Source organism: Kosakonia sp. N21 (assembly GCF_050587465.1).
In the GTDB taxonomy this organism is placed as follows: domain Bacteria; phylum Pseudomonadota; class Gammaproteobacteria; order Enterobacterales; family Enterobacteriaceae.
On record NZ_JBOBHR010000007.1, the window covers coordinates 219,848 to 245,601 of the forward strand.

The following is a 25,754-nucleotide window of genomic DNA, read 5'->3' on the forward strand; positions in this document are numbered from 1 at the left end:
AATTACTTGCATTCATCGGTGACTTTTATAAAGCGATCGTTATAAACAATGAATATATTCGCTGGGTTTTCGAGCGTCTTATGCTGAAGAGTGTCTCCTGGGCGCATATACCAGGCATCACTTTCGTCTTCTGTAGCTTCGCAATCAGGTTTTATGAGTAGCTTGAACCATGTGTTACCGCTATTTTTAAATATTCCTGCCTGCCGATTATACATCCATTTGAAATGGGTGTTGCGAGGACGAACGACCAGTATTGTATCTATTACTATGACTGGAATTATACTCGCTTTGCCATTGGCATTATTCATGCCTGTCTGGTTTAATAATGGTATTTCCTCAAATGCCACACGATAATAACGCTCTTTACTATCTTTGGGTCCATTGTAAAAAAATTTAAAAAAGTCACCTTCACCAGGTCGAAGCGTAATTTGCCGTGGAGAGAACAGCAGTTCTCCATCCACAGCCTGCGTTTTGTTTTCATACTGGCCTGGCGTGTCTATAGGTACAGCGGTTATGCGATAAAGCCGCGTTGCTTTATTATTGTTAATAACATATTTTGTCACCATTCTGCTGTCGGGTGCCATTGAAAAGGTCAGACTACCGACATAAATAGCTTGTGAATGTGCACTTATAAAAAATGCGGTTGCAATGCAGATGTATTTAGTAATTTTACGGAACATTTTTCCATATTGCCTTTACTCGAATTTCACCGGATGCACTGACGTCTCCATACCATCCTGCCTGATTTGTCGTGTATATCGATTCTGGGGAATCCATAGCAATGGAGAATCTTACATTTGATTTATTCATAACACCCGTCCCTCCGCTCGTATCTGTCCAGGGCGTTGTAACCCATAGAGCATCGGTAATATCTCGCCACTGCCCGTCACAACCGACATCATAAGTTTTATTGACACCCTCCTTTGTTGTAAAGATCAGCGAAGCAGGGAAGGGAACATGCGTAAGACCGTCATCCGAACTAAAAATGCACCATGAGCGTCCATGGATATTTTGTGTCGGGCCGGTTATTTGTACCATTACCTCATCTGCTGCCGTTTTGCCGCTGGTTGTAACAATATAATCAAAATCCAGTGCAGGTTTTGTTTTTCCTACAGTTCCGGTGCGATGTGGATTAGCCATATAATCTTTGGATATAATGCTGACGCTGAAGTCGCGAGGTTTGATAACCATTTGTGCCGAGGGTGAGAATTCATACCAGCCTGATTCGGGGGCCGTGATATTCTGAACACGGAAATTGAATAAATCCCGTGTATTCGCATCGCTTATTCCCAGATTAACCATCGTCTTGAAAAAATTATCAGACAAAAAAATGAATATCGAATTTCCACCTTTCATATCATTAAATGGGTAATAATTGGTTGTACCGCTGACATTTTTCCAGGATTTTCCGTTAATACTAAATTGCATGTCTCCGGATTTGATCGCAGCTGCCAGGGCCAGATGGTTGATCGCCGGGAAAAAACGAATAGAAGTATTATTAAGACCATTATGATTTAGCATATAACTCATCATCCTGCATGCTACACCTGTGCGTCCGCCAATAACCTGAATATTACATCCGGAACTGCCTTCTCCTAACGTTGGACGGCCATCGCTATTAATAAAAATCTCCGACAACGCGTTGGTATTGTATAACTTCAAATGGGCTGCTTTGGTGTATGAGACTTTTCGCACATACCAGTAGCCGGATCCCATATACCGACAGCGTTGACCCGCATAGGCGCTATAGCCCTCTTTGGTCTGGCAGGTATTGATGGTCATAGTGAAATTACTGCCCACTGAACTGGCGTTGAGATACTGGTAAAACTGGTCGGACATCATTCCATGCATCCATTTCGCATCGCCAGCCGGTACGGTAACGCCGTAAAATCCTTTGGCATCGGTTGTCTGAGGCGGAATCATGCTGGTATTCATATCGCAACCTGAATACCAGTTAATACAACGTAATCCGCGAAGTGGCTGTGACACAGGGGCATTGTCTAGCCACATATCAAATCTCCAGTTTCCCAGCAGAAGTGTGTTATAACCATTATCGATATATCCCAGACTTTCCTGGTATTTCGTCCCCGAACCTGAATATTTTAAACCCGTCCATCGATTCGATCCGGTCATGCGAGGATCCAATACGCCCCCAGGCGTCACAAAAAAATTATCGTCTGTGTCATTTTCGATGAATACATACTCACGTGTTGGCGCGTCTCCCCATACAGTTTTGGTCACGGCTGAATAGCATGGGGGAGCCAGCAAGCAAATAAAAAACAAAGGAATAAGATAAGTCAGGTTAACCTTCATGGTCGGATCCTGTAGAAAGGGTGGAGGTATACGTTTTCAATCCCTGACAGATGACATCGCCAACCCAAACTGCACCACGAGCTTCTCGGATATCCAGCGACGCTTCGCAGCTTTTATCTTCGCTGTAAAAAAAATCTATGTCTGGATAGTTTTTATCGATATCAATAACAAACTCACCATTACTGTCCGTTGTCGTTTTGCCAATGTGGTTATTGATTTGAGTATGCGTAAGCAACGTTCCGTCTTCTGCTCGCATGCGACCGAAAACGGTAACCATTTGCTTTATCGATGGCTGAATCAATATAACATTACCGGGATAAAGCGTGAGTGCGGTTTTTCTCCCACCAACAATATCGTAGCTATCTAGTGAGTCTTTATTGTTATTAATTTCGACTTCGTAGCGATTGTAGGGTTCAAGAGGAATATAACTCTGTTTGCCGCTTAACTGAAAAGTACGGCCATTAACCCTGGCAGTAAGTTTGCCTCCATCGCCAACATCAGTACGGAAAATGACACCGGCATTACCTTCACTATTCCCGCTGGCAGCAATATGTTTCCCGAGCAAACCGATGCTTCCGCTGGCCGTCAGGTTGGTGTTGATATATCCATCAATGCCACTATTGATATTTAATGTTCCCGATGAATAGCGGGTTTCATATTGTGTCCATGCTCCGCCGCTTAATGTTTTGTCATCCCCGCTTTTATCCGATATAGCGCGAGAAAGGTTGGCTCCGAATGTGCGGATGACACCATCATGAAATTGTTTTTGCGCAGACAAATTAGCAAGTGTATAGCCATTTTGATTCGTTAGACCTGTTCTAAGCCAGCCTCCCAATGGCAGGGTAAAATCCAGACCGATATATTTCTCTGTACGGATGCGACTACCGTAGTAACCGCTTTCATACCGCTGAATTCCAGCTCGTACGCCTAAAGAACCGTACCGTCCGTTATAGAGTGATTGCGTATAATCTGTAGTAAAGTACCGGCTCTTATTGCGACGGTCATCGTTATAACTGCCGCTGACTGTTCCCAGCAGAGACCATAACGCATTCATATTCAATGACGCACCAATTGCCTGGCTATCTGAACCATGGCGGCGTAACTTATTACCAATAACGGCTTTATCCTGGCTGAACCATACGGAACTAAATCCTCCTGGAAGTGAAAGACTAAGGCTACTGGTACTACTCCATGAGCGATCGGTGGTTACCATATTTTGCATACTCAATGTTATATAATTGGCGACAGGCCAGGAGAACTGTGTTTCACCAATAGTAAGAGCGTTATAGCTATATCCTGTAGCCATCCAGCTAAGACTTTTAAATCCGCCAGATGCGGATAGCCCCAGAAGGGGCGTAGTTTTTGCCTGCATTTTTTTCCCGTTTTCTGCGCTCCAGGTATTCATATGCATACTTCCACCCCAAATTTGCCAACCCACGGGCATACCGGCCCCCCGGGAGTGTGCGAAAACTTTGTTTACGCGCTGAATGGTTTTACTGACTGTCTGACCATTAACAATGACTTCAGCACTGATGTCGTAAATACCGTATGGCAATCCTCGGGTGTCTACTTCATGGCTGCCCATGTCGAGGTTTTGCACACTGAGTAATCTCCCATCCCGATATAAATGAACTTCACCAGCAGCAGGGAGAAAAACGATGACAGGTAAGGTGGAATGTGATGAGTCGAAGACAGTCGAGTTCGCGTTATTTCCCCATGAGATACCATACGTTTTACCCGAGGCGATCGCTGTTATTGGACCGAGCGATTGCATATTCCATGAATCTAACATTCCGCCCGCAAGGCGATAACCGGCAAAGTCACGCTCATACATCGCTTTGTATATTTCTTTTTGCTGTCTGTTTGTCCCGATGCCGTAAAATGTTCCATCTATAGCAATATGGTGTTCACGTAAAGCAGTGACGTTATTCATTGAAAGATAACTGGATGTATTGTTCTCTCCATTCCTCATTCGGTTATTATAAACGCCGAGGTTGTAGCTTACTGTGTGGCTGAGACTTTCCCCACTGGATTTTCCAATATCATCGTTGCGGGAAAGTAAATGAGTTGCTAAAGCTTTCTGATTGACAATAAGCTGTAATGTCAGTTGCTGGAAATTTAAGTATAATTTTGCGTTTTGATTCAGCTGAATGACAAAGTTCTGGTCAAATGCGGTCTGTGTAAGTGCAGATAATTCCTGACGTGTTTGTTCATTTACCGATGCATTATTGTCTTTCTCTTCAAGTGTAATTTGATGCACCTTGATCATATTATTAGCAAGCAATATTGAAACAGTTCCGATGCGCTGATCATCCTGGTTTCCCTGTACGCCATCCAGATGAAGGAAAAGGGGAATAGTCATTCCATCACGCAATGCGTTATCAAATGCTTTTGGAATAATTATGCCGCCTATTTGACTGATATCAGATGTGACAGCAAAGGTGCTATTTGAAAGAGTAAATAGCACTGCGCCAAAAGTATTTATAAGTTTGGAAAAACGATTATGCAAGATACACAAAGCGTAATAACTCCACGATAAAATGTCTATTTTACTGGGGTAAAGTGCTCGGCTTGCCAAAAAGCAATGTGTCCGTTGGGATCAGATACATCAACATGTGTGAATGTTCGTGATTTTCCAGGCATCAGGAAGTAGTTTTCCTTGCACTGGCTACCTTGTTTACTTGCAAGGCATGGACCATATGCAATGATCCGGAGTGTGGCATTTCCAGTATTTAGTATTTCACCCAGCTTGTACTGATAGTCATATTTCACTTTGCGTGGCGATACAACTAAAATTGTACTTATACGGGCAGAGGCTGTGGCGACAGCATTTCGTGACGAATTGTTTTTCTGCACCTCACTTAATGCCTGGTCAAACCATGTGATTCGATAATACCTCTCTCTGTTATCATCAGGTCCATTGTAATAAAAACGGATAATTTCATTGCCTTTTGCCGGCAATAATAAACGCCCAGGGGTAAGTAAAAGCTCATTTTTACTTTCCATTGGAATTGTCTTTCCGTTCTCCAATGGTGTGGTTATTCTATCTATATGGATATTAATAAGTCGCCCTGTAGTAGTCGTATTTTTGATCTCTTTGCTTATCATCGAATCATTACTATGCATGAAGGATGAGATATCACCAACATCAAGTGCCGACGCAGGAAATGGACAGATGAGTATGATCCATATTATCAAAATGGTCTTTTTCATTGACATACCATAAAAATAAGCAGGGCGGTTGGCCGCTCCTGCTTTAGATAAAAAATTAGCTGGTCCAGGTTGTATCGAATTGAACGCTAACGTCACCACTCCAAATCCCTTCTGGGAGTTGGCTGAAGTCAGATGCCTGTGTTGAACCGTCTAATGTGCCGTTAATAATGGAAAATGTGAAACTATCCTGTGCTGTTGCACGGCCAGTGGTGTTATAGCCGTTAGCCAGAGGACTTAAATTACCACCAAGAATACCGCTAGCTGTATCAATCATCACGGTATTGCTGCCTTTGGATAAATATGTTCCCAAATAGCTTACACCGACCTCCAGAGTAGAGCCTGAACCATTGAGCTGTGTAAGCGTATTAGCAAGTAGTCGGGAGGTGAGTTTAAATGCTGTTGTTTGGGGCTGACCTTCTACCGCGACGTCAAATAACCCTCTTTGTGAGCCAAAACCACCGACGCCTTGAGCATATTGGAAAGATAAGCTACCTAAAGGCGTAACAGTCAGTTTGCTCGTCGTGTCTTTTTTGGCTGTTGCTGACCAGGTGGCAACGGCCTGAGCTGTAACGCCGGCCTGAACACTTCCGGTTGTAAATGTTGCGATTAATGCGAGAATAATTGCAGTCTTTTTCATATTAATTTACCACTATATTGAAGGACAATTTATGTTGGTGAAATTCCATGTAGACTACCATGGGTGTTTTTCACGGTTTGGCATTATGTTATTCCCGTTTATTATCGTTATATGTATACAGGTACGGCGGTTACGTTCTGAAATTTTACTTGCTTAGCATAAGCATTGCCGTTTGCCATGATAATGGTTTGACAATTTCTATTAGCAAATAAGGCTTCAATCCTGCTTTTCTGACCATTCGTTTGCGTGTTTAAGATTAGCAGTGGTGGTCCTGGCTGGTTAGTAAAAAGATATAATGACTAAATAAAATAAGTTACATTGCAAAAATGTTAACTATAAAAGCGTTATCAATCATAGTGTTGCGTCATTTTTCAACTTTTATCTAACATTTGTGTCGTCCGACAGAATGGGAGTTATTTTTTTTTAAGAACTACAGAGGTGCCGTTTTATGTCATAAGGAATCCAATCTTTCCAAAAAAGGAGAACATTGTAAGAAAAACAGTGATAACTTCTCATTAATTCACCGTTGCGCCTCGACAGCTAAGGATGAGCAGGATGGAGTACAAAATGTAATCTATTAATCTTATCGCAAATAATTTGTGATAAGATGTCTGGAATTGGATTCAGCCAGAGAAAAAGCTGACCAGAAAATAAAACTCATCAAATTGATGAATGTTTTTTATTTGTCAGACTGTATTAAATTGGAAATTTAAGAGTGATGTTATTGCTTGAAATGACTGGCTTTATAAACTGGTTGCGGTTTTCAATAAAATATCGGCTATTGTTTTAGGCGTGATGCACTTTTCCACACTTTGGCGATGGAGTTATGCCAATGCAATGACATCACTAAATGTTGTGCATAAAATATTCAACATCAAATGTTTTATTATTCTGTATGGTTATTCTGATTTTTATTGCAACGTATATACATCATCTTTAAATGGCAAGGTACTATGTACTTTCCTGGAAGGATCAGTAAGCAATCCTGGCTCTGTTGCTAAGTCAATGCCCCCGTTTGCACTGAAATGTATGCAACAGGCGGAGGCACAATAATCACAGGTAGTGATTTATAAATTCCAGCCCTGATGTTCTGTTCGGATACGTGACGGAAGTCGGGGGCTGGAGTCTTCAAGAAGTTTCTCCCGAATAAGGAGAAGATCATTAATTTTCTTTCCGCCAAGTTTCTTACATGCTCTGGTGCGGTAAGCATATACTCTTTTGGGTGACAAGTTTAAAGCATCAGCGATTAGGTTAATGCTCTTTCCTTTTAGAGACTCGTTCAAAATGATGTTCTCGATGTCGCTAAGCGTGTTGCTGGATGTTTTAGGCTTTTTCTCTTTTTTGATTATACAATGAATGGCGTCGGTAATACTGGATAATGGCTCTCTTGATTTTATAACGTTATCAACATCGGCGATGACAATATCCCTCATTCCTTCCAGTATTACTAATAATTTGCTTTTTCTGTTTATCAACGAGATCGCTTTTGCATAATAACTATTTTTGATATCAACATGCAGGATCACCACATCATCGCAAGTTAATTCTTTCTCGTGGAAGTTATCCACTTCATATGAAATTATCTCCCATCCTTCTGGCTTTGCTAATGAAATAATTCCATTTCGCAGATAAATGTTTCCACTCATTATATAAATACTCATCGCTTCCCTGATTATCTGTTTTATGCAATAGAATAAGGAATTGTAAGGCGGTGAGTGTGCAATTATGAAATTAAATTATCTTAAATGTGTGAGTAAAGTATGCAAATGCCAAAAAAACAGTGTTGTTTCTCTCTGTGATTGGGTGACATATTTATGTGTTATTCATCAGGCTGTCATACTGCGTATCTGTTCGCTATTGCTAATCTTAAATATCTTATATGCATGTCGATTTGAAATTTAAGGCAAGTGAGCCCCTGGATAAACGCAGCGGTAGCATATGAGTAAACCCAGGCTGATGGTGTGTTAATGACATCCATCTACACGGGGCCTGCCACGTATATTTTATAAGGTCTATACTTCATTCATGCATTCCAGATGCTTACTCAGGATGTGGTTTTTAATTCTGTGTTTTGATTGTTTTCTGTTTTTTAAATCCGAACATTCTATCGTGAATAGATTTTTATTTAGCCTGCAGGTGAGCACATGGAAAAGTTCGCTATCGCTTTCGCTGCGTTACATGCTGTCAGCCATTGACAGTCCATGTTCAGACGGTAGCCCAAACCAGAGGTGTTTTACTGTAGAGGTTTGAATGATGGAAACTTATATTAAAACAATGAGAGGTGAATGGGAGGATTTACTCGGCCAGACAGACTTGCATATTCGCCGTATAGCTGCAGAACTGGGCAAAGTCCATGCGCACGAACTGAGTATTGCCTTCTATCGCATCGTGCTCGCCGACGCGCATGCTGAGGAGTTTCTGTCAAACGAGCAAGTAGAAAAACAGCTCAAGCATGCCCTCGAACAATGGGTTGTTGAGATTTTGTCATGTCAGGCCGATGATATCGATCATCAGATTCAGGTCCAGCAGCATGTTGCTGAGATCCATGCGCGCATCGGTATCCCGGTTGAACTTGTGGAAATGGGATTTCGCGTACTCAAAAAACTTCTCTACCCGTTTATTATTGCCTCCCCATGCAGTGCGCAGGAAAAGCTGGAACTCTATCATTATTCTATCAACAGCATTGATCTGGCGATGGAGATTATGTCGCGGGCGTTTTCATTTAATGAAAGCAGTTCCGCAAAAGAGGATGAAAACTACCGCATATTCTCACTGCTGGAGAATGCCGAAGAGGAGAAGGAGCGTCAGATTTCGGCGTTGTTGGCGTGGGAAATGGATATGATTTACAAAGTGCTACTGGATTCTGATTTAGGTAACAGCCTGCCACTCAGTCAGTCGGATTTTGGACTCTGGTTTAATCATAAAGGACGGCACTATTTCAGCGGTATTGCCGAGGTGGGTCATATTTCAAGATTATTGCAGGAGCTGGATGAACTGTTTCGTAATATTGGTATGACGCCAAAGGCGCTTCGCAACAAACCCCTGCGCATTAAGTTTCTGATGCAAATAAGAAATACCCTTGCACAAATTAACTCGCTGTTACGGGAATTGTTTGATGAAGTTTCCCGTCATGAAGTCGGTATGGACGTCTTGACGAAGTTACTTAACCGGCGTTTTTTGCCCACCATTTTTAAACGGGAGATTTCACAAGCCAATCGTGCGGGTTCACCATTGTCAGTGCTGATCATTGATGTGGATAAATTCAAACAGATTAACGACACATGGGGGCATTTCGTTGGCGACGAAATCCTGCGCAAAGTGTCGAATGCATTTTATGATAATGTGCGGAGTTGTGATTACGTTTTCCGCTACGGAGGCGATGAGTTTGTCATTGTATTAACTGAAGCATCCGAAGTTGACACTCTGCGTATTGCTGAACGTATTCGCGCGCGCGTGGAGAAAACAAATATCAAGTCACCTACGGGCGACAATATTGCACTTTCGTTATCTATTGGCGCAGCGATGTTCAGCGGGCATCCCGACTATGAGCGGCTGATTCAGGCGGCGGACGAAGCCCTGTATATTGCCAAAAAAAGAGGGCGGAATTGTGTCGAGTTATGGAGAGCTGCACCGTAAAGCGTTGTCTGCGTCGTTTTTTGACGAGCCGCGCGCGGCGGCTCCGTCTGTCATTACAGGCTACCTGTGCCGCCATCCACCAGCAGCTCGGTTCCGACCACATAGCTGGACTCATCGGACGCCAGGAAAAGCGCGGCTTTTGCCAGCTCCGTTGGTGTGCCCATTCTACCCAGCGGCACCAACTCTTTGATCTCACTTTGCAACGCCTGCTGCGCCGGGCCGCTTAACCCAAGTTTATTCATCGCTGGCGTCTCCACCGGGCCCGGGCTCAGTCCATTAACGCGCACGCCGCGCGACAGCAGTTCCCCGGAGAGCGTTCTGGCAAGTGAAAGCAAGGCTGCTTTGCTCGCCGCATACACGCTGCTGGCTGGCAGCCCGATGCGTGCGCTGACAGAGCCGCACAGAATGACCGATGAAGGATTATGCAGCAACGGTAGTAGCGCCTGGATCAGAAAATAGGGACCTTTCAGATTGGTATCCATCAATCGATCCCAGTTTTCTTCACGCCACTCCTCAAGCAAACCGTGGGAGACATCCCCGGCATTGATATACACCACGTCCACGCGAGGCCAGCGTGCGGCGAGCATTGTGGCAAGCTGACGCTGCTCATCGGTTCGCCCGGCATCGGAGGCAATCACCCAGGCGTCTGGCCCCAACACCGCCTGTGCCTGCGCTAACGTAGTGGGGTTGCGCCCGGTGACCGCAACTTGCGCCCCCTCGGCCATAAATGTCTGTGCGGTAGCCAGCCCAATACCGGTAGTTCCACCCGTGATCAACGCATATTTACCTGCTAAACGGCTCATTTTCTCATCCTCATCTTTGACTTGAGAATGCACTATAGAGTCGTTAGTATCTTTTGAATACAAGGTACCAAATGGATACTAAAGAGGCGGGAGGTGCGCTATGGCGGAACCAGCGGCAGGGTTGCCGGAAAAAAATTATGCGACGGAACCCTGTCCGATGACGGATTTCGTCAGCCTGATTTCGGGAAAATGGGCGATCCCGATCCTTTATCGCTTGATTGTCCTGAACACGCCGGTGCGTTTTAGCGATCTGCAACGGGCGGTTTACCCGATTACGCAAAAAGAGCTGACGCGCCAGCTACGGTTGTTTGAACAACGCGGGCTGGTGTCGCGCCAGGTCTATGCGGAAGTGCCACCGCGCGTGGAATATAGCATTACGCCATTGGGCGCAACCCTGCGTAGCGCATTGGATCCGCTGGCGGAGTGGATGCGCAGCCACGGCAGTGCGTTAAAACGTTAACTGCGTATGTAGCGGGAGGCCGGTTTACCATTGCGCGAGGCGCTGAACAGCGCCAGTCGCGCCGCTTCCCAATCCTCCCACAACTGCACCTCTTCCACTGGCGGTACGGTCACAAGCTCACCCTGATCCAGTCCCGCCAGCGCGGCATCCACCAAATCTTCCGTGGTCATCACCGATCCTTCCGGCAGGGCATCCAGCGTAATACCGGAATGGCCCCAAATCTCAGTGGCTGTCGCCGCAGGCAGTACCGCCTGGATGCGAATGTTGCTGTCAGCGAACTCCTCCTGCAAACCGCGGGTGAAATTCAGCACCCAGGCTTTGGTGGCGCTGTACACGGCGCTTCCAGCGCGGGCATGGAAAGCCACGACCGACGCAATATTGATTAGGGTCCCGTGATTGTTCTCTACAAAGCGCGGCAATACCGCCAGCGTCAGGCGCATCAGCGCGGTCGTGTTCAGCGTATTGATGGCTTCGTGCTGCTGCGCGGTGCTGCCGAGGAACGGCGAGAGCGCCGCGGCTCCGGCATTGTTGACCAGAACTGCAATCGACGCATCTTCCTGGAGTACAGTTTCAACGCGCTGAATACCCTCCTGCTGGCTAAGATCGGCCACCAGCGTACGGACATTGATGCCGTGGCGTTGTTGTAAATCCTCTGCCAGTGCATTCAGCCGGTCTTCACGGCGAGCGACCAGCAGCAGGTTGTAGCCCCGGGCGGCAAGACGGTCTGCATATACAGCGCCAATGCCTGAAGATGCGCCAGTGATCAGTGCGGTAGTGGCCATTTTCGTTTCCTCTCATGATGTGGTTTTATAATGAAACTAAATGCAGCATGCGATATTTGGTTTTATTATGCAACCAAATAAGGCGACAAAAAGTGCGCTACAGGATAATAACAGGGTAACGTGTTGAATTACTGCGGGCTGGCAACGCGCAATGTCACCTCTTCAGGTTGCAGTTCACGCCCATCTTCTGCACGTAGCGCCAGTTTCTGTAACGGTCGGCGCGACTGGTTATCCACCAGCACGCTGGCAGGCTCGCCCTGTGCAAACAGCCATTCGTTCCCCCACTGTGAGAGCGCCACCAGCACGGTTTGCAGGGAACGGCCTTTATCCGTTAACACATACTCCTGCCACGCGCTGCCATCGGAGGCCGGTTGCATGCGCAGGATCTCTTCATCGACCAGCAGCTTAAGCCGCGCGGTCAGCATATTTTTGGCGATGCCGAGGCTTTTCTGAAACTCGCCGAAGCGTTTAATGCCATTTAGCGCATCGCGCACAATCAACAGCGACCACCAATCGCCAATAATATCCAGCGAGCGGGCAACAGGGCAGAAGGTCTCTTCAAGGCGGGTGCGTTTCATGGTGTTCCTCCGTTAGTGGTTTAATTATAAAACTACTCACGGCAGGAAAACATCGCTTTTTGCGCCAGAGCACACTCCGTGAAATGCGTCCCGGTACGTCGTCATAAATGTGTCACACTTTTGTTTTCAGGCTGAGAGAAGAGGAAAACAGGATGAAAACCGTACTCTGGCTTACGGCGATCGCCGCTGTCATGGCGACACCTGGCGTGATGGCGCAAACCGCGCCGCAGGGGTATCAGTTACAACAAGTGTTGATCATGAGCCGACATAATCTGCGCGCGCCGCTGGCAAACAACGGCAGCGTGCTGGAGCAATCCACGCCAAACGCCTGGCCCGAGTGGGATGTCCCGGGCGGTCAGCTCACCACCAAAGGTGGGGTGCTGGAAGTCTACATGGGGCATTACATGCGCGAATGGCTGGCGGAGCAAAAGCTGGTGAGTGCCGGAGAGTGCCCGGCGTCAGACAGTGTTTATGTGCGGGCTAACAGCCTGCAACGTACGGTCGCCACCGCTCAGTTCTTTATCAGCGGCGCGTTTCCGGGCTGCGACGTGCCGGTTCATCATCAGGAAAAGATGGGCACCATGGATCCGCTGTTCAACCCGGTTATCACCGATGAGTCTGACGCTTTTGGTCAGCAAGCGGTAAGCGCCATGGAAACGCAGCGCAAGCAGTATGCGCTGGGGGAAAGCTATGCGCTGCTGGAGAAAATCACCCGCTACCGTGAGTCTCCCGCCTGTAAAGAGAAGCAGCAATGTTCGCTCGCGGACGGGAAAGAGACATTCAGCGCCAAATACCAGCAGGAGCCGGGGGTATCCGGGCCGCTGAAAGTGGGGAATTCACTGGTTGATGCCTTTACCTTGCAGTACTACGGAGGCTTCCCCCTGGATCAGGTGGCGTGGGGTGAAATCAAAACAGAACAACAGTGGCGGGTATTGTCGAAGCTGAAAAACAGCTATCAGGACTCGCTATTTACGTCGCAGCAGGTGGCGCGCAATGTGGCGAAGCCGCTGGTGAAATACCTCGACAATGCCCTGGTGGAAGAGGCGGGCAGCGCAGCGAAAATCACGGTGCTGGTGGGGCATGACTCTAATATTGCGTCGTTGCTGACGGCGCTTGAGTTCAAGCCTTATCAGCTTCATGACCAAAACGAGCGCACGCCGATTGGCGGCAAAATCGTCTTCCAGCGCTGGCATGACGCGACTGCGAATCGCGATCTGATGAAAATTGAATATGTTTATCAGAGCAGTGACCAGCTACGGAATACGCAAGCGCTGACGCTCGACGCTCCACCACAGCGCGTGACGCTGGCGTTAAAAGGTTGCCCGGTCGATGCCAATGGTTTCTGCCCAATCGATAAATTCAATACGCTGATGCGTGAGGCGGCGAAGTAAGGAAAACGCTCCCCCGTGATGGCGGGGGAGCCAACAACTAGACGTTTTGACGCTCTATCGTCTGTTCGCCCCAGAAGAGCGCATCTTTATCCGTCTTTTCGAAGGCGCGCAGCAGAACTTCATCGCTGCCTTCCTCCCAGATTTTTTCTGCCAGCGCTTCATCGTATCCCGCGACCTCAAAAATCGCTTCAGCGATTTCTGGCGACGTGTTACGTAAGCTGGCCCATTCACCTACGCGATGAGCTTTCGCTTCTTGAGTTGGCATCTGTCTCCTCCTGTAGAAGGTTAGCCGTTCAGTTTTACTGCCAGACCAGCAACATACTCACCCTGATAACGGGCAATCGCCAGCTCTTCGGCACTTGGCTGACGTGACCCATCGCCACCGGCAATGGTTGTCGCGCCGTAAGGCGTACCGCCGCGAACCTGTGAAACATCGAACAGTTCCTGCGCGGCGTAGCCGATGGGAACAATCACCATTCCATGATGTGCAAGGGTAGTCCATGTTGAGGAGATGGTGTGTTCCTGTCCGCCACCGGTGCCGGTGGAGCTAAAAACGCTCGCCAGCTTGCCATATAACGCGCCGGAGGCCCACAGCCCGCCGGTCTGATCCAGGAACGTACGCATCTGCCCCGACATGTTGCCAAAGCGGGTGGGCGTACCAAAAATAATGGCGTCATATTCCGCCAGTTCCTGCGGTGTGGCGACCGGGGCGTTTTGTGTTTTCCCCCCGGCCTTCAGAAAGACTTCCGCCGACATGGTTTCCGGCACGCGCTTGATGACGACCTCTGCGCCATCCACTTTTTGCGCCCCTTCAGCTATTGCATGCGCCATCGTTTCAATGTGTCCATACATGGAGTAGTAAAGCACCAACACTTTAGCCATTTCTGTCACTCCTCGGTTTGACGTTAGCAGGCAGCATATCGCTGCGTTCTTTTAAGCGTATGTCGTGACAGGCAGAGTGCAAGTAAGAGCACCATTTATTTGATAAATAACAAATAAATGATAAGAGCATCTTTGTTGCAATTTGACACATTTTTCTCGTGCGTGTTTTTTGGAGACTTAAGAGGAGCTTATCGGTTTCGCTTAGGTAATATCAGCCAATCGGCAGAGAACCTGTTGCAGGATATTACCGATCGCGGGCTGGATACCCGTATTCCACTAAGCTTAGTTGCACGCGACGCAGATAAAGGCTCTGCCCTAACGTCGTGAAGTGAAAGAATCCTCTTTTACTGAATGCAGTATGATGTCTGATATTTCACTTATCCGGAGGTGAGACATGGCAAACCATCGTGGTGGTTCAGGTAATTTCGCTGAAGACCGTGAAAGAGCATCAGCAGCAGGTCGTAAAGGTGGCCAGCAAAGCGGGGGCAATTTTAAAAATGACCCTCAGCGCGCCTCAGAAGCAGGAAAAAAAGGGGGCAAAAACAGTCACGGTAGCCGCAGCAGCAGCTAACGATGATGGCAGGCAACGCTGACCCGTTGTCGACCATGCCCGCCGCCGGGGAGACCCGGCGGTTTTTTTTATCCTTGCGCAGCCTCTCAAGCCACCGCACACTACGACGTTTCTTCTCTTGTTGGTCGCGCTATGTCTTTTTCCCGTTACGCCTTTTCCATTAAGCCTCAGGAAGCGCTGTTGATCCTGATCACCATGTTCTGGGGCGGCACATTTCTCGCGGTGCAATACGCGGTGACCATGAGCGGCCCGTTCTTCTTTGTGGGGTTGCGCTTTGCCACTGCGGCGCTGGCGGTGGCGCTTCTGTCGCTGACGATATTGCGTGACCTCACCTGGCGGGAGGTGAAAGCGGGCGTGATAATTGGCGTCTCTATTGCGCTGGGCTACAGTCTGCAAACCTGGGGGCTGCAATCCATCACCAGCAGTAAATCTGCGTTTATTACTGCCATGTATGTGCCGCTGGTGCCCCTGCTGCAATGGCTCTGCCTCGGGCGTATGCCGGGACTGATGTCCTGCATGGGCATCGTGCTGGCGTTTACCGGTTTGCTGCTGCTGGCCGGGCCGGAAGGCAATCTGCTGGCGCTCGGGAAAGGGGAACTCATCACGCTTGCCAGCGCGCTGGCGATCGCCGCCGAAATCATTCTGATCAGCGCCTGGGCCGGGACAGTCGATGTTCGCCGGGTAACGGTAGTGCAACTGCTTACTGCGTCTGTTGTTTCGTTTTCCGCGATGCTCCCGTCAGGGGAATCCGTACCGCCGCTCTCGCCAGGACTGGTGCTGGTGGCGTTAGGTTTAGGGATTTTCAGCGCCATTATCCAGGTGGTCATGAACTGGGCGCAGCGTAGCGTTTCGCCCACCCGGGCCACGGTGATTTACACCGGCGAGCCGGTATGGGCGGGCGTGTTTGGCCGCCTCGCGGGCGAGCGTTTACCGTTACTGGCGTTATTGGGTGGCGCGTTGATTGTGCTGGGCGTGCTGGTGAGCGAACTGAAGCTGAAAAAGAAAAAAGCGCCGTTACCAGCGCCTGAAAAACGTCTGAATCAGGAGCCCTGATCCAGACAGGCCGGGCGCACCAGCGCATGGTAGCGCCGGTCAAACCACACCAGTCCTTCCGGCACCGGCTGGCGCGCAATGTCCACTATCTGGCAAAACAGAATATCGTGCGTCCCCACGCTGGTGACCTGGTTAATAAGGCAATCGAAGGACGCCAGCGCACCCAACAATCGCGGGCAACCCGTTTCGCCAGACCGCCATTCAGCCGCGGCGAAGCGTTCCGCCATTGCGGTTTTCCCGCCAAACAGATTCGATAACGCCTCCTGTCCCGCCGCCAGGGTGTTAACACACAATGTCTGGTTCTCGCGAAACACGGGCCATACGGAGGCGTTGCGGTTCAGGCACACCAGCAGCGTTGGCGGTGAATCGGTCACGCTGCATACGGCGCTGGCGGTAAATCCGGCGCGCCCGGCGGGCCCGTCGGTTGTAATGATATTCACTGCCGCGCCAACGCAGGCCATGGCGTCGCGAAATGATTGGGTATCGATGCTCATAGTCACACCTCAGACAAGCTGACAGGCGTCAGCGAAGGGCAGTCGCGGCAGTCGGGGAAACAGCTTACTGGCATCGCCATAGCCGATGTTGACCAGCAAATTGCTGCGCAGTGTCGTGCCGGCAAAGAAGGCGGCATCGACTTTGCCGCGATCAAAGCCCGACATCGGCCCGGTGTCCAGACCCAGCGCCCGACAGGCGAAAATCAGGTATGCCGCCTGCATCGAGCTATTACGAAAGGCGGTCTCTTCCGCCATGCTTGCGCTGGAAGTAAACCAGCTGCGCGCATCGCCATGGGGAAAGAGCGTCGGAAGCTGTTCATAAAATTCGCTGTCCCAGGCGACGATGGCGGTAACGGGGGCGCTAAGGGTTTTTTCCAGATTCCCGCTGGAGAGCGCCGGGCGCAGTTTCTCTTTGCCTTCCAATGTTCGGATAAACACAAAGCGCGCCGGACTGCAGTTGGCGGAGGTCGGTCCCATTTTCAGCAGATCATAAATCTCATGCAGCGTCTCGTCGCTCACCGGGCGATCCCGCCAGCCATTGTGGGTACGAGCCTGAGTAAACAGTGTGTCCAGCGCGGCTGGAGTGACGGCCTCACTCATACATTCTCCTTTAAAAACGGTGTCGGGGCGGGCAGCATCGACGCCAGCCCACCGAGTAATAAGGTATTGAAGGTGGTGCTTTCACTGATATTGCAGGCGTGCGCACCGCGCTCCATCACCCTCAACTGGCTGCCGGGGATCGCTTGCTGCATGTCGTGGGAGCAGGTCCAGGGCACCAGCAGGTCATCCCGCGAGCAGATGATCAGCGTCGGGCACTGGATCTGCCCGGCGCGGGTACTGAAATCCGCCGCTTTCAGGGCGCGAAGGCGGTGCAGCAGATTGCTTTCCCCCTGAAAATGCGCCACGGCCAGCGCTTCTTCGGCTTCCATTCGCGGTGCGTTTGCCGCCATCCAGTCCGCCGGGTAAAGAAACAGCGGCTGCGCCTGGACCCAGGCTTCTGCACCGCCTGCCTGCAACAGGCGTTCACGCACCTGAAAGCAGCGACGGGTGTGATCGTTAAGCGTTAGCCAGCCATTCACCAGCACCAACCCACTGACGGCATCCGGGTGATCGAGAGCCAGTTGCAGGCCGATAAGCGCACCTAAGGCGTGGCCTGTTACGCAATAACGGCGAATACCGGCTTCGCGTAATGCCTGATGCAGCTCCGCAGCTATATCCTGCATACGGTAGCCGTCCGGCAGCGTGTCCGGGTTGTTACCGGTACCACGCTGATCGTAACGCACCACCTGGTAATGCGCCTCAAGAGCGGCGAGTTGCGCCAGCCAGTAACTGCCAGCCCCGCCAAGACCGGCGCTCAGCACCACGACCGGCGCGTCGGCAAAAGGCGCTGCACTCAGGGTCAGCTTCATGAACGCCTCACTTACCGATATGCGCGACGGTGGCGATTTCCACCAGCGCCTCCGGTTTCACCAGACCGCACTGGATGCAGAAACGGGCCGGTTTATCGCCAGGGAAAAATTCGGCATAGACTTCGTTAATCGCGGCGTAGTTTGTCCAGTCGGTGATAAAGATACTGTTGAACGTCACGTCCTCCATCGTGCCACCCGCTGTTTCGATCACGCTCCGGATGGTTTCCAGCACGTGGCGCGTTTGCGCCTTTGGGTCGCCGACATAGACCACGTTATTTTGCTTATCGAAGGGCAGTGTGCCGGAGACATACACGACGCCGTCTGCCAGCGTGCCGGGGACGAAGGGCGCAATCGGGGTGGTGGTGCCCGGCGGAATAATGACCTGTTTTGGCATAATGCCTCTCCTTAAGCGATATTGACGAGTTTCTGTGGCGACAGGGCGGTGCAGAAGGTCTGCACGTCGCTTACCCAGCCGAAGAAGGTTTCAATGTTGAACAGCGCGGCCTGTTGGGCAAACGCCGGACCGGCCTGATGGGTGGCGTCTTCCAGCACAATGCCGAAATATTCGAGGAAGAAACCATCGCGCAGCGTCGACTCGACGCAGACATTGGTGGCGATGCCGGTAAACACCAAATGGCGAATACCGCGACTGCGCAGGATGCTATCGAGCGGTGTGTTAAAAAAGCCGCTGTAACGCGGTTTGGGCAGGACGATATCTCCCCGCTGCGGTTGCAATGCATCCACAAGGGCATAGTCCCAGCCGCCTTTCGCCAGCAATGTTCCTTGTAACTCCGGGCGCTGGCGCATGGTTTTTAATGCGTTGGACTTGTGGTAGTTCGGCGAACCGGGGCCGCCTGCTTCAACGTAGTCGCTGTCCCAGCCGTTCTGAAACCAGATAATCAGCATGCCTGCTGCACGGGCTGCGGCGACGGCAATAGTAATATTGTCGACCACTGGTTGGGTGGCGGAGACATCGAAACCCGCCAGATCGAGGTAACCCCCCGGACTGGTATAGGCATTTTGCATATCCACCACAATCAGCGCGCTGCGCTCAGGGGCGAAGGTGAGGGATTCTGGTCGGGCGTTCAGTGTAATCATCAGGCCACCTCGCGAGTGGGTGCGGGAATATGGCGACGACACTGCATCAATGGCTGAATGCGCTCGCCAAAGGCTTCCACGCCTTGCAGAAAATCATCAAACGTCAGCAGCACGCCATCAGTGCCAGGGACGGTGGCGACTTCATCCAGCAGACGGGCGACGGTGGCGTACGAACCAACCAGCGTGCCCATGTTGATATTGACGGCGGAGGTGGGATCCGCCATCTGGCGCACGTTGGTATCCGCGCCGGAGCGGGTGTCTTTCTGGCTCTGCTCAGTCAGCCAGGCCAGCGCTTCGTCATCTGCACCGGCTTTGTAGTGTTCCCATTTTGCCCGTGCGGCGTCGTCTGTTTCATCGGCGATCACCATAAACAGCACATAAGAGCCAACGTTGCGCCCCGTTTCACTGGCGGCCTCCTGCATGCGTTTGGCGGTGGGCGCAAAGGCCGTTGGCGTGTTGACCCCTTTGCCGAAGCAGAAGTTGTAATCTGCATATTTTGCCGAGAATGCCATCCCGGCGTCGCTCTGCCCGGCGCAGATCACCTTCATCGGGCTGGTGGGCTGCGGGCTGACGCGGCAGTCATTCATGGTGAAGAATTCACCTTTGAAATCACTCTTCCCGGTGCCCCAGAGATCGCGCAGCACCTGCACGTACTCCGTCAGATAATCGTAACGACGGGCGAAGTACTCATCCCCCGGCCACAGCCCCATCTGCTCATACTCCGGCTTCTGCCAGCCGGTGACCAGGTTAACGCCGAAACGGCCGTTAGCGATGGAATCGATCGTCGATGCCATCCGCGCCACAATCGCTGGCGGCAGCGTCAGGGTGGCGGCGGTGGCGTAAATCTGGATGCGGGAGGTCACCGCGGCCAGCCCGGCCATCAGGGTGAAGGACTCCAGGTTGTGATCCCAGAATTCGGTTTTACCGCCGAAGCCGCGCAGCTTGATCATCGAGAGCGCAAAATCGAAGTGATAGTGTTCGGCTTTCTGCACAATCGCTTTATTCAGCTCAAAGGTCGGTTTGTACTGTGGCGCATGGGTCGAAATCAGCCAGCCATTGTTGCCAATCGGAACGAAAACACCAATTTTCATCACATACCTCGCATTGTCAGGTGAATGTCTGGCGTGGCGCTGCATCCTGCATTTTCCTTTCAGCCTCGCAATCAACGAGTTGCAAAGCGGATGCCAACATGAAAAAGGTCATTGTTATTAATGTGTTAATCAAAGGTTGGCGAAATGGGTCGGTAAAAAGTGGACTAAATGGTCAAAAACGGTGCACAAAAAGCAGGCGTTTGTGCGCAATCAGAGTGCACAGGGTCGAGTCGGCGGGTTCCATTTGCTATGCTGCATCCAACATAAAGGAGAGCAGATATGGCACAGGGTACGGTGAAGCGTGCGGATAAGCGCACCCGGGCAGTCAGTGAGAAGCGTCAGGCGATTTTAACCGCCGCGCTGGACGCCTTTTCCCGGCTGGGTTTCCACGGCGCGCGTCTTGAGCAGGTGGCGGAGCTGGCCGGGGTGTCGAAAACCAATTTACTCTATTACTACCCTTCGAAAGAGGCGCTCTATATTGCCGTGTTGCGCCAGATTCTGGATATCTGGCTGGCGCCGCTGAAAGCGTTCCGCAGCGATTTTACCCCGCTGGTGGCGATCAAAGAGTACATCCGTCTTAAGCTGGAGGTGTCGCGGGATCACCCGCAGGCTTCCCGGTTGTTTTGTCAGGAGATGCTACAGGGCGCACCGCTGCTGAAAGCGGAACTGACCGGCAGTCTGAAAACGCTGGTGGATGAGAAGTCGGCAATTATTGCGGGCTGGATCGACAGCGGCGAACTCGCGGCTGTCGATCCGCATCATCTGATCTTTATGATTTGGGCCTCTACGCAACATTACGCGGATTTCGCCACTCAGGTAGAAGCCGTGACCGGTGCGACATTACAGGATCCGGCATTCTTTCAGCGCACCGTCGACAATGTGCAGCGGATGATTATTGAAGGGATCCGCGTGCGTTAAGTTAATGTGCGGGCGGCAACGGGCAGCTTACGTCACCTTCTTCACACTGCAACAGCGAAGCCAGCCAGGCCTCACGTTCGGAAGTCTTATCCGCCAGGCACTGGTTTTGCACCATCGGCTGCACACTGCCGCCATCTACGCCGGAACTGACAAAGGCGCAATCACTGTCGCGCAGGCTGATCCAGGTCTGCTGCGCTTTTTTCAGCAGCGCGGCCTGCGGTGGGGTAGCGCGCTTGAGGGCGTCCTGATAGGTCTGATTCAGTTTTTTATCCGCGGTCTGGTACTGACTGGCGGTACAGCTGTTCAGCTCGGATTGTGTGGAGGCGTTATCACACTCGTCGGCGAATGCCGCACTGCTTAGCAACAGCGCCGTCAGCGCCAGCATGCTACGTTTCATCAACTTCCCCTTGTTATCGATTTCACTACAGCCGTTTCTTAGCATAGCCCCTCACCAATGTCACCCAAATGACCCTCATCGTGTGATTGCCGCTGTCTGTTACGCATCCGTTTGCAAGGGGTCTTCTTTGCCAAAATACCTTTCTCGTTTCAGTTCTCAAAATGAGAAATTAGCCAGCACCGCCAGAGGATCGAGTGAGCAAAAGATTATCGCTAATTGGCCATGAATGATAATTAAATGTTAATTGAATGTTTTATTTTTATTGTTTTTTAACGCTTGTTTTGACTTTTAAGGCAAGCGAGATGTCATTTTTAACCTAAAATTAACTATAATTTTACTAAAAACAAACCTTTTCGGGCATTGATCACATTTTGATTATTGCCATTGTTTTGCCTCTTCCATTCGTTGCTAACCTCCTTTCCGCGACTTTCCTCTGTCCTCAAGAAAGGTTCAACTATGAAATTCAAACTCGCATTACTCAGTGCAGCCCTTATTTCTGCATGCATGGTGTCTGGCCAGTCTGTTGCCGCGGAAAAGTACGAAATCGCCGTGGTGGCGAAGGTCACCGGCATTCCCTGGTTCAATCGTATGGAAACCGGCGTCAATGACGCAGCAAAAAAACTGGACGTCAATGCTTACCAGACCGGGCCATCCACACCGGATCCGGCGCAACAGGTGAAAGTGATTGAAGATCTGATCGCCAAAAACGTCAACGCCATTATCGTGGTGCCGAACGATGCCAAAGTGCTGGAGCCGGTACTGAAAAAAGCCCGTGATAAAGGCATTGTGGTACTGACGCACGAATCGCCGGATCAGCAAATAGGCCAGTGGGATATCGAAACCATCGACAGCGAAAAATATGCGCAAGCCAACGTCGATGAACTGGCGAAAGCGATGGGCGGTAAAGGCGGTTATGCCATCTACGTGGGTTCGCTGACCGTGCCGCTGCACAATGCGTGGGCCGATTACGCCATCAAGTATCAAAAAGAGAAATACCCGGACATGTTTGAAGTCACCTCGCGTCTGCCGGTGGCGGAAAGCATCGACAAATCCTACGCCACCACGCTCGATCTGATGAAAACCTACCCGCAAATGAAAGGGGTGATCGGTTTCGGTTCGCTGGGGCCGATTGGCGCCGGGCAAGCGGTACAGAAAAAACGGGCAAAAGACAAACTGGCGGTGGTGGGCATTGCCATGCCAGGCCAGGCTGCGCCGTATCTGATGCGCGGCGATATCAAAAAAGCACTGCTGTGGGATCCGCGTGACGCCGGGTTCGCACTGGTGACGGTCGCCGACCAGCTACTGCAAGGCAAAGCAGTGACCTCCGATTTGACCATCGACGGGCTGGGTAAAGCCGACGTGGACATGGAGAAAAAGGTCATCCGCTTTAACAAAATCCTCGAAGTCACGAAAGATAACGCGCAATCACTTGGTTTCTGAGTTTTTCAGGCCACATCAGGGAATCGGAGCCCGGCCGCCAGGCCGGCTCTTTTCGCAGCAGGTTTAATCAGGGCGTCCTCCCCGGGCGCTGGCAGAGGTATCGTCGATGACAGACACTACCGCATTTATCACGCTTGAAAATATCAGCAAGCAGTTCCCCGGCGTGCTGGCGCTGGACAGTGTGAATCTGACGCTACAAAAAGGCGAAGTTCACTGCCTGGCGGGGCAAAACGGCTGCGGTAAAAGCACCATCATCAAAGTGATCTCCGGCGTCTATCAGCCGGAAAAAGGAGCCAGCATTGCGCTGGACGGCAAACTGTTTCATCACCTGACGCCGCAACTTTCCGCACATTACGGCATTCAGGTGATTTATCAGGATCTTTCGTTATTCCCCAATTTCAGCGTGGCGGAAAATATCGCCATCCACCGTTATCTGCCTGGCGGCGATCTCTGGGTGCACCGCAGCGCGATGAGAGCGCAGGCGCTGGCGGCAATGGCGCGCATTGGCGTACGCCTCGATCCGGATAAAAAAGTGGAAAAACTCTCCATCGCCGACCGCCAACTGGTGGCGATTTGTCGCGCGATTGCCGCCGATGCCCGGCTGGTTATCATGGATGAGCCGACCGCCTCGCTAACACGCCAGGAGGTCAATGGCCTGCTACGTGTGGTGAACGAACTGAAAGCCGCGGGGATTTGCGTGGTTTTTGTCAGCCATCGGTTAGATGAAGTGATGGAAGTGGCCGATCGCATCAGCGTGATGCGTGACGGCAAACTGATTGGCACCTGGCCAGCCAGCGAGCTGGATAGTCATGAACTGGCGTATCTGATGACGGGACAGCGCTTTCACTACAGCCCGCTGCCGGAAAAACCGCCGGTCGAACAGCAGCCGATGCTGGAGCTGCGCCACCTGAGCCGCAAAGGCAAATACCGCAATATCAACCTGACACTGCGCAGGGGTGAAATTGTGTCGATTGTCGGTCTGTTGGGCGCCGGGCGCACCGAGCTGTGCATGAGCCTGTTTGGTATGACCCGGCCGGAGGACGGCGAGATGTTAATCAACGGTAAGCCCGTGAAACTGCGCAATAACCACGACGCGATCCGCCACGGTATTGGCTATGTCTCGGAAGATCGGTTAACGCAGGGGCTGATCATGGAGCAATCCATTTATGACAACACCCTCGTCACGGTTTTCGACAAAGTGCACACCCGCAGCGGTTTGCTCGACCATGCTAAAGCGCAACGGCTGGTGGCGGATCTGATCCGCGAGCTGAACATTAAAGTTTCCGATGCGCGACTGCCGGTTAAAACGCTCTCCGGTGGCAATGCGCAACGTATCGCCATCGCTAAGTGGGTCGCGACCCAACCGCGCATTCTGATTCTCGACTCGCCAACGGTAGGGGTGGATATCGCCAATAAAGAGGGGATCTACCAGATTGCCCGTCAACTGGCGGAACAGGGAATGGCGGTGCTGATGATTTGCGATGAGATCCCCGAAGCGTATTACAACAGTCATCGCGTGTTGGTGATGCGTCAGGGTGAACTGGTGGCGGAGTTTAACCCGCATCGCTGCACAGAACAGGAGATTGCGGAGGTGGTCAATGCGTAATGCCGCCCTTGCTCGCCTCGTCGGGCAACATGAATTTTGGCTTGGTCTGCTGGTGGTGGCGTTGGCTATCGGGCTGAGTAGCGCAACGGATGAATTCCTCTCATTGGGTAACCTGACGGACGTGGCCACAAGCTATGCCATTCTCGGCATTCTGGCCTGCGGGCTGTTTGTGGTGCTGATCTCCGGTGGTATTGATATCTCGTTTCCGGCCATGACCGCCATCGCTCAGTATGCGATGGCCAGTTGGGTTATTGCCCACGGCGGCAATTTCGCGCTGGCGCTGCTGCTGTCCATGGGCGTGGGACTGCTGCTCGGGTTGCTTAACGGCTTGCTGGTCTGGTGGCTGCGCGTGCCCGCGATCATCATCACGATTGCCACGCTCAACGTCTATTACGGGTTATTGGTTTATGCCACCAATGGCACCTGGCTGTATGGCTTCCCGGACTGGTTTATGAACGGGATCAACTGGTTCTCGTTCACCGCTGCGGATGGCTACGATTATGGCCTGACGCTGCCGCTGTTGTGCCTCGGCGCGGTGATTATTTTTACCGCCGTGTTGATGAACGCAACCCGGCTGGGGCGTCAGATTTATGCCATGGGCGGCAACCGTGATGCCGCTTCCCGCCTGGGGTTGAATCTGTGGAAACTGCATCTTTACGTGTATGGCTATATGGGCATCCTGGCTGGCGTGGCGGCGGTAGTGCAGGCGCAGATCACCCAGTCGGTCGCGCCGAATTCATTGCTTGGTTTTGAGCTTACCGTGTTAGCAGCGGTGGTGCTTGGGGGCACCAGTATGAGCGGCGGGCGCGGCACGCTGACCGGCACGCTGCTCGGGGTGATCCTGCTGGCCTTCTTACAGAATGGCTTAACGCTGCTTGGCGTCTCTTCCTACTGGCATACGGTATTTAGCGGCGCAATCATCCTGGTGAGCATTAGCGCCACCGCGTGGAACGAAAAACGCAAACTGGCAAGGGAGCTTTAA

Annotated in this window: 26 protein-coding genes and 1 pseudogene; 9 read left to right on the forward strand and 18 right to left on the reverse strand. The window is 51.0% G+C overall.

Annotation, left to right across the window (positions count from 1 at the left end; all coding sequences use genetic code 11):
• Positions 1-2 precede the first annotated feature (2 nt).
• The 6 genes from ACQ3G7_RS18175 to ACQ3G7_RS18200 all read right to left on the reverse strand — a co-directional run bounded on the left by ACQ3G7_RS18175 (position 3) and on the right by ACQ3G7_RS18200 (position 7,809).
• Positions 3-680 (reverse strand): fimbrial biogenesis chaperone, encoded by a 678-nt coding sequence (locus tag ACQ3G7_RS18175; RefSeq protein WP_430890952.1) that lies wholly within the window; start codon positions 678-680, stop codon positions 3-5.
• Positions 670-2,313 carry a fimbrial adhesin EcpD gene (gene ecpD, locus ACQ3G7_RS18180; RefSeq protein WP_430890954.1) on the reverse strand — a complete coding sequence of 548 codons (1,644 nt, stop codon included), beginning with the start codon at positions 2,311-2,313 and terminating at the stop codon, positions 670-672. The genes ACQ3G7_RS18175 and ecpD overlap by 11 nt, the downstream gene beginning before the upstream one ends.
• Positions 2,303-4,831: a CS1-pili formation C-terminal domain-containing protein gene (locus ACQ3G7_RS18185; protein WP_430891018.1), complete on the reverse strand. Its 2,529-nt coding sequence runs from the start codon at positions 4,829-4,831 to the stop codon at positions 2,303-2,305. Before ACQ3G7_RS18185 ends, ecpD begins: the two co-directional genes overlap by 11 nt.
• Before the next feature lie 26 nt (positions 4,832-4,857).
• Entirely contained in the window at positions 4,858-5,526 is a 669-nt protein-coding gene (locus tag ACQ3G7_RS18190; protein WP_430891020.1) for an EcpB family pilus assembly chaperone, read from the reverse strand.
• A gap of 55 nt (positions 5,527-5,581) precedes the next feature.
• Positions 5,582-6,163: a common pilus major fimbrillin subunit EcpA gene (gene ecpA / locus ACQ3G7_RS18195; RefSeq protein ID WP_430890956.1), complete on the reverse strand. Its 582-nt coding sequence runs from the start codon at positions 6,161-6,163 to the stop codon at positions 5,582-5,584.
• Between the two features lie 1,067 nt (positions 6,164-7,230).
• Positions 7,231-7,809 carry a LuxR C-terminal-related transcriptional regulator gene (locus ACQ3G7_RS18200; RefSeq protein WP_430890958.1) on the reverse strand — a complete coding sequence of 193 codons (579 nt, stop codon included), beginning with the start codon at positions 7,807-7,809 and terminating at the stop codon, positions 7,231-7,233.
• A 607-nt stretch (positions 7,810-8,416) separates the two neighbouring features.
• Here ACQ3G7_RS18200 and ACQ3G7_RS18205 point away from each other — a divergent pair.
• On the forward strand, positions 8,417-9,799 hold the full coding sequence (locus ACQ3G7_RS18205) for a diguanylate cyclase (protein ID WP_430891022.1): 1,383 nt from the start codon (positions 8,417-8,419) through the stop codon (positions 9,797-9,799).
• Between the two features lie 53 nt (positions 9,800-9,852).
• Here the strand turns inward: ACQ3G7_RS18205 and ACQ3G7_RS18210 are convergent, their stop codons facing one another.
• Positions 9,853-10,602, reverse strand: a complete 750-nt coding sequence (locus ACQ3G7_RS18210; protein WP_430890960.1) for an SDR family oxidoreductase — start codon at positions 10,600-10,602, stop codon at positions 9,853-9,855.
• Positions 10,603-10,702: 100 nt separating this feature from the next.
• Between ACQ3G7_RS18210 and ACQ3G7_RS18215 the strand changes: the two genes are divergently transcribed.
• Positions 10,703-11,062 (forward strand): winged helix-turn-helix transcriptional regulator, encoded by a 360-nt coding sequence (locus ACQ3G7_RS18215; RefSeq protein WP_430890962.1) that lies wholly within the window; start codon positions 10,703-10,705, stop codon positions 11,060-11,062.
• On the opposite strand, the gene ACQ3G7_RS18220 is transcribed toward ACQ3G7_RS18215, so the two are convergent.
• Positions 11,059-11,844, reverse strand: coding sequence for an SDR family NAD(P)-dependent oxidoreductase (locus tag ACQ3G7_RS18220; RefSeq protein WP_430890964.1), 786 nt, complete (start codon positions 11,842-11,844; stop codon positions 11,059-11,061). The genes ACQ3G7_RS18215 and ACQ3G7_RS18220 overlap by 4 nt on opposite strands.
• A 128-nt stretch (positions 11,845-11,972) precedes the next feature.
• Positions 11,973-12,422, reverse strand: coding sequence for a winged helix-turn-helix transcriptional regulator (locus ACQ3G7_RS18225; RefSeq protein ID WP_430890966.1), 450 nt, complete (start codon positions 12,420-12,422; stop codon positions 11,973-11,975).
• A gap of 152 nt (positions 12,423-12,574) precedes the next feature.
• On the opposite strand from ACQ3G7_RS18225, the gene agp reads away from it, so the two are divergent.
• Positions 12,575-13,813, forward strand: coding sequence for a bifunctional glucose-1-phosphatase/inositol phosphatase (agp, locus tag ACQ3G7_RS18230; RefSeq protein ID WP_430890968.1), 1,239 nt, complete (start codon positions 12,575-12,577; stop codon positions 13,811-13,813).
• A 37-nt stretch (positions 13,814-13,850) separates the two neighbouring features.
• On the opposite strand, the gene ACQ3G7_RS18235 is transcribed toward agp, so the two are convergent.
• Together ACQ3G7_RS18235 and wrbA are read right to left on the reverse strand one after the other, a co-directional pair.
• The gene (locus tag ACQ3G7_RS18235) at positions 13,851-14,078 is read right to left on the reverse strand and encodes a YccJ family protein (RefSeq protein WP_263097212.1); all 228 of its coding nucleotides are present in this window, start codon (positions 14,076-14,078) and stop codon (positions 13,851-13,853) included.
• 20 nt (positions 14,079-14,098) lie between these two features.
• On the reverse strand, positions 14,099-14,695 hold the full coding sequence (gene wrbA, locus ACQ3G7_RS18240; protein ID WP_263097211.1) for an NAD(P)H:quinone oxidoreductase: 597 nt from the start codon (positions 14,693-14,695) through the stop codon (positions 14,099-14,101).
• Between the two features lie 394 nt (positions 14,696-15,089).
• On the opposite strand from wrbA, the gene ACQ3G7_RS18245 reads away from it, so the two are divergent.
• Both ACQ3G7_RS18245 and ACQ3G7_RS18250 read left to right on the forward strand, forming a co-directional pair.
• A complete protein-coding gene (locus ACQ3G7_RS18245; RefSeq protein ID WP_071889987.1) occupies positions 15,090-15,266 on the forward strand; it encodes a con-10 family general stress protein in 177 nt (58 codons plus the stop codon).
• Between the two features lie 132 nt (positions 15,267-15,398).
• A complete protein-coding gene (locus ACQ3G7_RS18250) occupies positions 15,399-16,319 on the forward strand; it encodes a DMT family transporter (RefSeq protein WP_430890971.1) in 921 nt (306 codons plus the stop codon).
• On the opposite strand, the gene rutF is transcribed toward ACQ3G7_RS18250, so the two are convergent.
• The 6 genes and pseudogenes from rutF to rutA all read right to left on the reverse strand — a co-directional run bounded on the left by rutF (position 16,307) and on the right by rutA (position 20,411).
• A complete protein-coding gene (gene rutF, locus ACQ3G7_RS18255) occupies positions 16,307-16,813 on the reverse strand; it encodes an NADH-dependent FMN reductase RutF (RefSeq protein WP_430890973.1) in 507 nt (168 codons plus the stop codon). The genes ACQ3G7_RS18250 and rutF overlap by 13 nt on opposite strands.
• Before the next feature lie 9 nt (positions 16,814-16,822).
• Positions 16,823-17,413, reverse strand: coding sequence for a malonic semialdehyde reductase (locus ACQ3G7_RS18260; RefSeq protein ID WP_430890975.1), 591 nt, complete (start codon positions 17,411-17,413; stop codon positions 16,823-16,825).
• On the reverse strand, positions 17,410-18,222 hold the full coding sequence (gene rutD / locus ACQ3G7_RS18265; protein ID WP_430890977.1) for a pyrimidine utilization protein D: 813 nt from the start codon (positions 18,220-18,222) through the stop codon (positions 17,410-17,412). The genes ACQ3G7_RS18260 and rutD overlap by 4 nt, the downstream gene beginning before the upstream one ends.
• 7 nt (positions 18,223-18,229) lie before the next feature.
• On the reverse strand, positions 18,230-18,616 hold the full coding sequence (gene rutC, locus ACQ3G7_RS18270) for a pyrimidine utilization protein C (RefSeq protein ID WP_430890979.1): 387 nt from the start codon (positions 18,614-18,616) through the stop codon (positions 18,230-18,232).
• Positions 18,612-19,320 (reverse strand): annotated as a pseudogene (gene rutB / locus ACQ3G7_RS18275) (pyrimidine utilization protein B); the annotation flags it as partial. The pseudogene rutB and the gene rutC, both read right to left, overlap by 5 nt.
• The gene (rutA, locus tag ACQ3G7_RS18280; protein WP_430890981.1) at positions 19,320-20,411 is read right to left on the reverse strand and encodes a pyrimidine utilization protein A; all 1,092 of its coding nucleotides are present in this window, start codon (positions 20,409-20,411) and stop codon (positions 19,320-19,322) included. The pseudogene rutB and the gene rutA, both read right to left, overlap by 1 nt.
• A 279-nt stretch (positions 20,412-20,690) precedes the next feature.
• On the opposite strand from rutA, the gene rutR reads away from it, so the two are divergent.
• The gene (gene rutR / locus ACQ3G7_RS18285) at positions 20,691-21,329 is read left to right on the forward strand and encodes an HTH-type transcriptional regulator RutR (RefSeq protein WP_263097201.1); all 639 of its coding nucleotides are present in this window, start codon (positions 20,691-20,693) and stop codon (positions 21,327-21,329) included.
• A 1-nt stretch (position 21,330) separates the two neighbouring features.
• On the opposite strand, the gene ACQ3G7_RS18290 is transcribed toward rutR, so the two are convergent.
• Entirely contained in the window at positions 21,331-21,726 is a 396-nt protein-coding gene (locus ACQ3G7_RS18290; RefSeq protein WP_263097200.1) for a lysozyme inhibitor LprI family protein, read from the reverse strand.
• Positions 21,727-22,182: 456 nt separating this feature from the next.
• On the opposite strand from ACQ3G7_RS18290, the gene ACQ3G7_RS18295 reads away from it, so the two are divergent.
• From ACQ3G7_RS18295 to ACQ3G7_RS18305, 3 genes are all read left to right on the forward strand, one after another.
• Entirely contained in the window at positions 22,183-23,166 is a 984-nt protein-coding gene (locus ACQ3G7_RS18295; RefSeq protein WP_263097198.1) for an autoinducer 2 ABC transporter substrate-binding protein, read from the forward strand.
• A 106-nt stretch (positions 23,167-23,272) separates the two neighbouring features.
• The gene (locus tag ACQ3G7_RS18300) at positions 23,273-24,772 is read left to right on the forward strand and encodes a sugar ABC transporter ATP-binding protein (RefSeq protein ID WP_430890984.1); all 1,500 of its coding nucleotides are present in this window, start codon (positions 23,273-23,275) and stop codon (positions 24,770-24,772) included.
• Positions 24,765-25,754 carry an ABC transporter permease gene (locus ACQ3G7_RS18305; RefSeq protein WP_263097196.1) on the forward strand — a complete coding sequence of 330 codons (990 nt, stop codon included), beginning with the start codon at positions 24,765-24,767 and terminating at the stop codon, positions 25,752-25,754. The genes ACQ3G7_RS18300 and ACQ3G7_RS18305 overlap by 8 nt, the downstream gene beginning before the upstream one ends.

Bases quoted from the DNA above. Each gene is read 5' to 3' on its own strand.
- ACQ3G7_RS18215 (WP_430890962.1), top strand. From the start codon at position 10,703: ATGGCGGAACCAGCGGCAGGGTTGCCGGAAAAAAATTATGCGACGGAA.
- ACQ3G7_RS18250 (WP_430890971.1), top strand. From the start codon at position 15,399: ATGTCTTTTTCCCGTTACGCCTTTTCCATTAAGCCTCAGGAAGCGCTG.
- ACQ3G7_RS18220 (WP_430890964.1), bottom strand. From the start codon at position 11,844: ATGGCCACTACCGCACTGATCACTGGCGCATCTTCAGGCATTGGCGCT.
- rutC (WP_430890979.1), bottom strand. From the start codon at position 18,616: ATGCCAAAACAGGTCATTATTCCGCCGGGCACCACCACCCCGATTGCG.
- rutA (WP_430890981.1), bottom strand. From the start codon at position 20,411: ATGAAAATTGGTGTTTTCGTTCCGATTGGCAACAATGGCTGGCTGATT.
- ACQ3G7_RS18190 (WP_430891020.1), bottom strand. From the start codon at position 5,526: ATGAAAAAGACCATTTTGATAATATGGATCATACTCATCTGTCCATTT.
- ACQ3G7_RS18290 (WP_263097200.1), bottom strand. From the start codon at position 21,726: ATGAAACGTAGCATGCTGGCGCTGACGGCGCTGTTGCTAAGCAGTGCG.
- wrbA (WP_263097211.1), bottom strand. From the start codon at position 14,695: ATGGCTAAAGTGTTGGTGCTTTACTACTCCATGTATGGACACATTGAA.
- ACQ3G7_RS18175 (WP_430890952.1), bottom strand. From the start codon at position 680: ATGTTCCGTAAAATTACTAAATACATCTGCATTGCAACCGCATTTTTT.
- ACQ3G7_RS18210 (WP_430890960.1), bottom strand. From the start codon at position 10,602: ATGAGCCGTTTAGCAGGTAAATATGCGTTGATCACGGGTGGAACTACC.
- ACQ3G7_RS18235 (WP_263097212.1), bottom strand. From the start codon at position 14,078: ATGCCAACTCAAGAAGCGAAAGCTCATCGCGTAGGTGAATGGGCCAGC.
- ACQ3G7_RS18205 (WP_430891022.1), top strand. From the start codon at position 8,417: ATGGAAACTTATATTAAAACAATGAGAGGTGAATGGGAGGATTTACTC.
- ACQ3G7_RS18295 (WP_263097198.1), top strand. From the start codon at position 22,183: ATGAAATTCAAACTCGCATTACTCAGTGCAGCCCTTATTTCTGCATGC.
- agp (WP_430890968.1), top strand. From the start codon at position 12,575: ATGAAAACCGTACTCTGGCTTACGGCGATCGCCGCTGTCATGGCGACA.
- ACQ3G7_RS18225 (WP_430890966.1), bottom strand. From the start codon at position 12,422: ATGAAACGCACCCGCCTTGAAGAGACCTTCTGCCCTGTTGCCCGCTCG.
- ACQ3G7_RS18300 (WP_430890984.1), top strand. From the start codon at position 23,273: ATGACAGACACTACCGCATTTATCACGCTTGAAAATATCAGCAAGCAG.
- ecpD (WP_430890954.1), bottom strand. From the start codon at position 2,313: ATGAAGGTTAACCTGACTTATCTTATTCCTTTGTTTTTTATTTGCTTG.
- ACQ3G7_RS18245 (WP_071889987.1), top strand. From the start codon at position 15,090: ATGGCAAACCATCGTGGTGGTTCAGGTAATTTCGCTGAAGACCGTGAA.
- rutD (WP_430890977.1), bottom strand. From the start codon at position 18,222: ATGAAGCTGACCCTGAGTGCAGCGCCTTTTGCCGACGCGCCGGTCGTG.
- ACQ3G7_RS18260 (WP_430890975.1), bottom strand. From the start codon at position 17,413: ATGAGTGAGGCCGTCACTCCAGCCGCGCTGGACACACTGTTTACTCAG.
- rutF (WP_430890973.1), bottom strand. From the start codon at position 16,813: ATGAGCATCGATACCCAATCATTTCGCGACGCCATGGCCTGCGTTGGC.
- ACQ3G7_RS18200 (WP_430890958.1), bottom strand. From the start codon at position 7,809: ATGAGTGGAAACATTTATCTGCGAAATGGAATTATTTCATTAGCAAAG.
- ACQ3G7_RS18305 (WP_263097196.1), top strand. From the start codon at position 24,765: ATGCGTAATGCCGCCCTTGCTCGCCTCGTCGGGCAACATGAATTTTGG.
- rutR (WP_263097201.1), top strand. From the start codon at position 20,691: ATGGCACAGGGTACGGTGAAGCGTGCGGATAAGCGCACCCGGGCAGTC.
- ecpA (WP_430890956.1), bottom strand. From the start codon at position 6,163: ATGAAAAAGACTGCAATTATTCTCGCATTAATCGCAACATTTACAACC.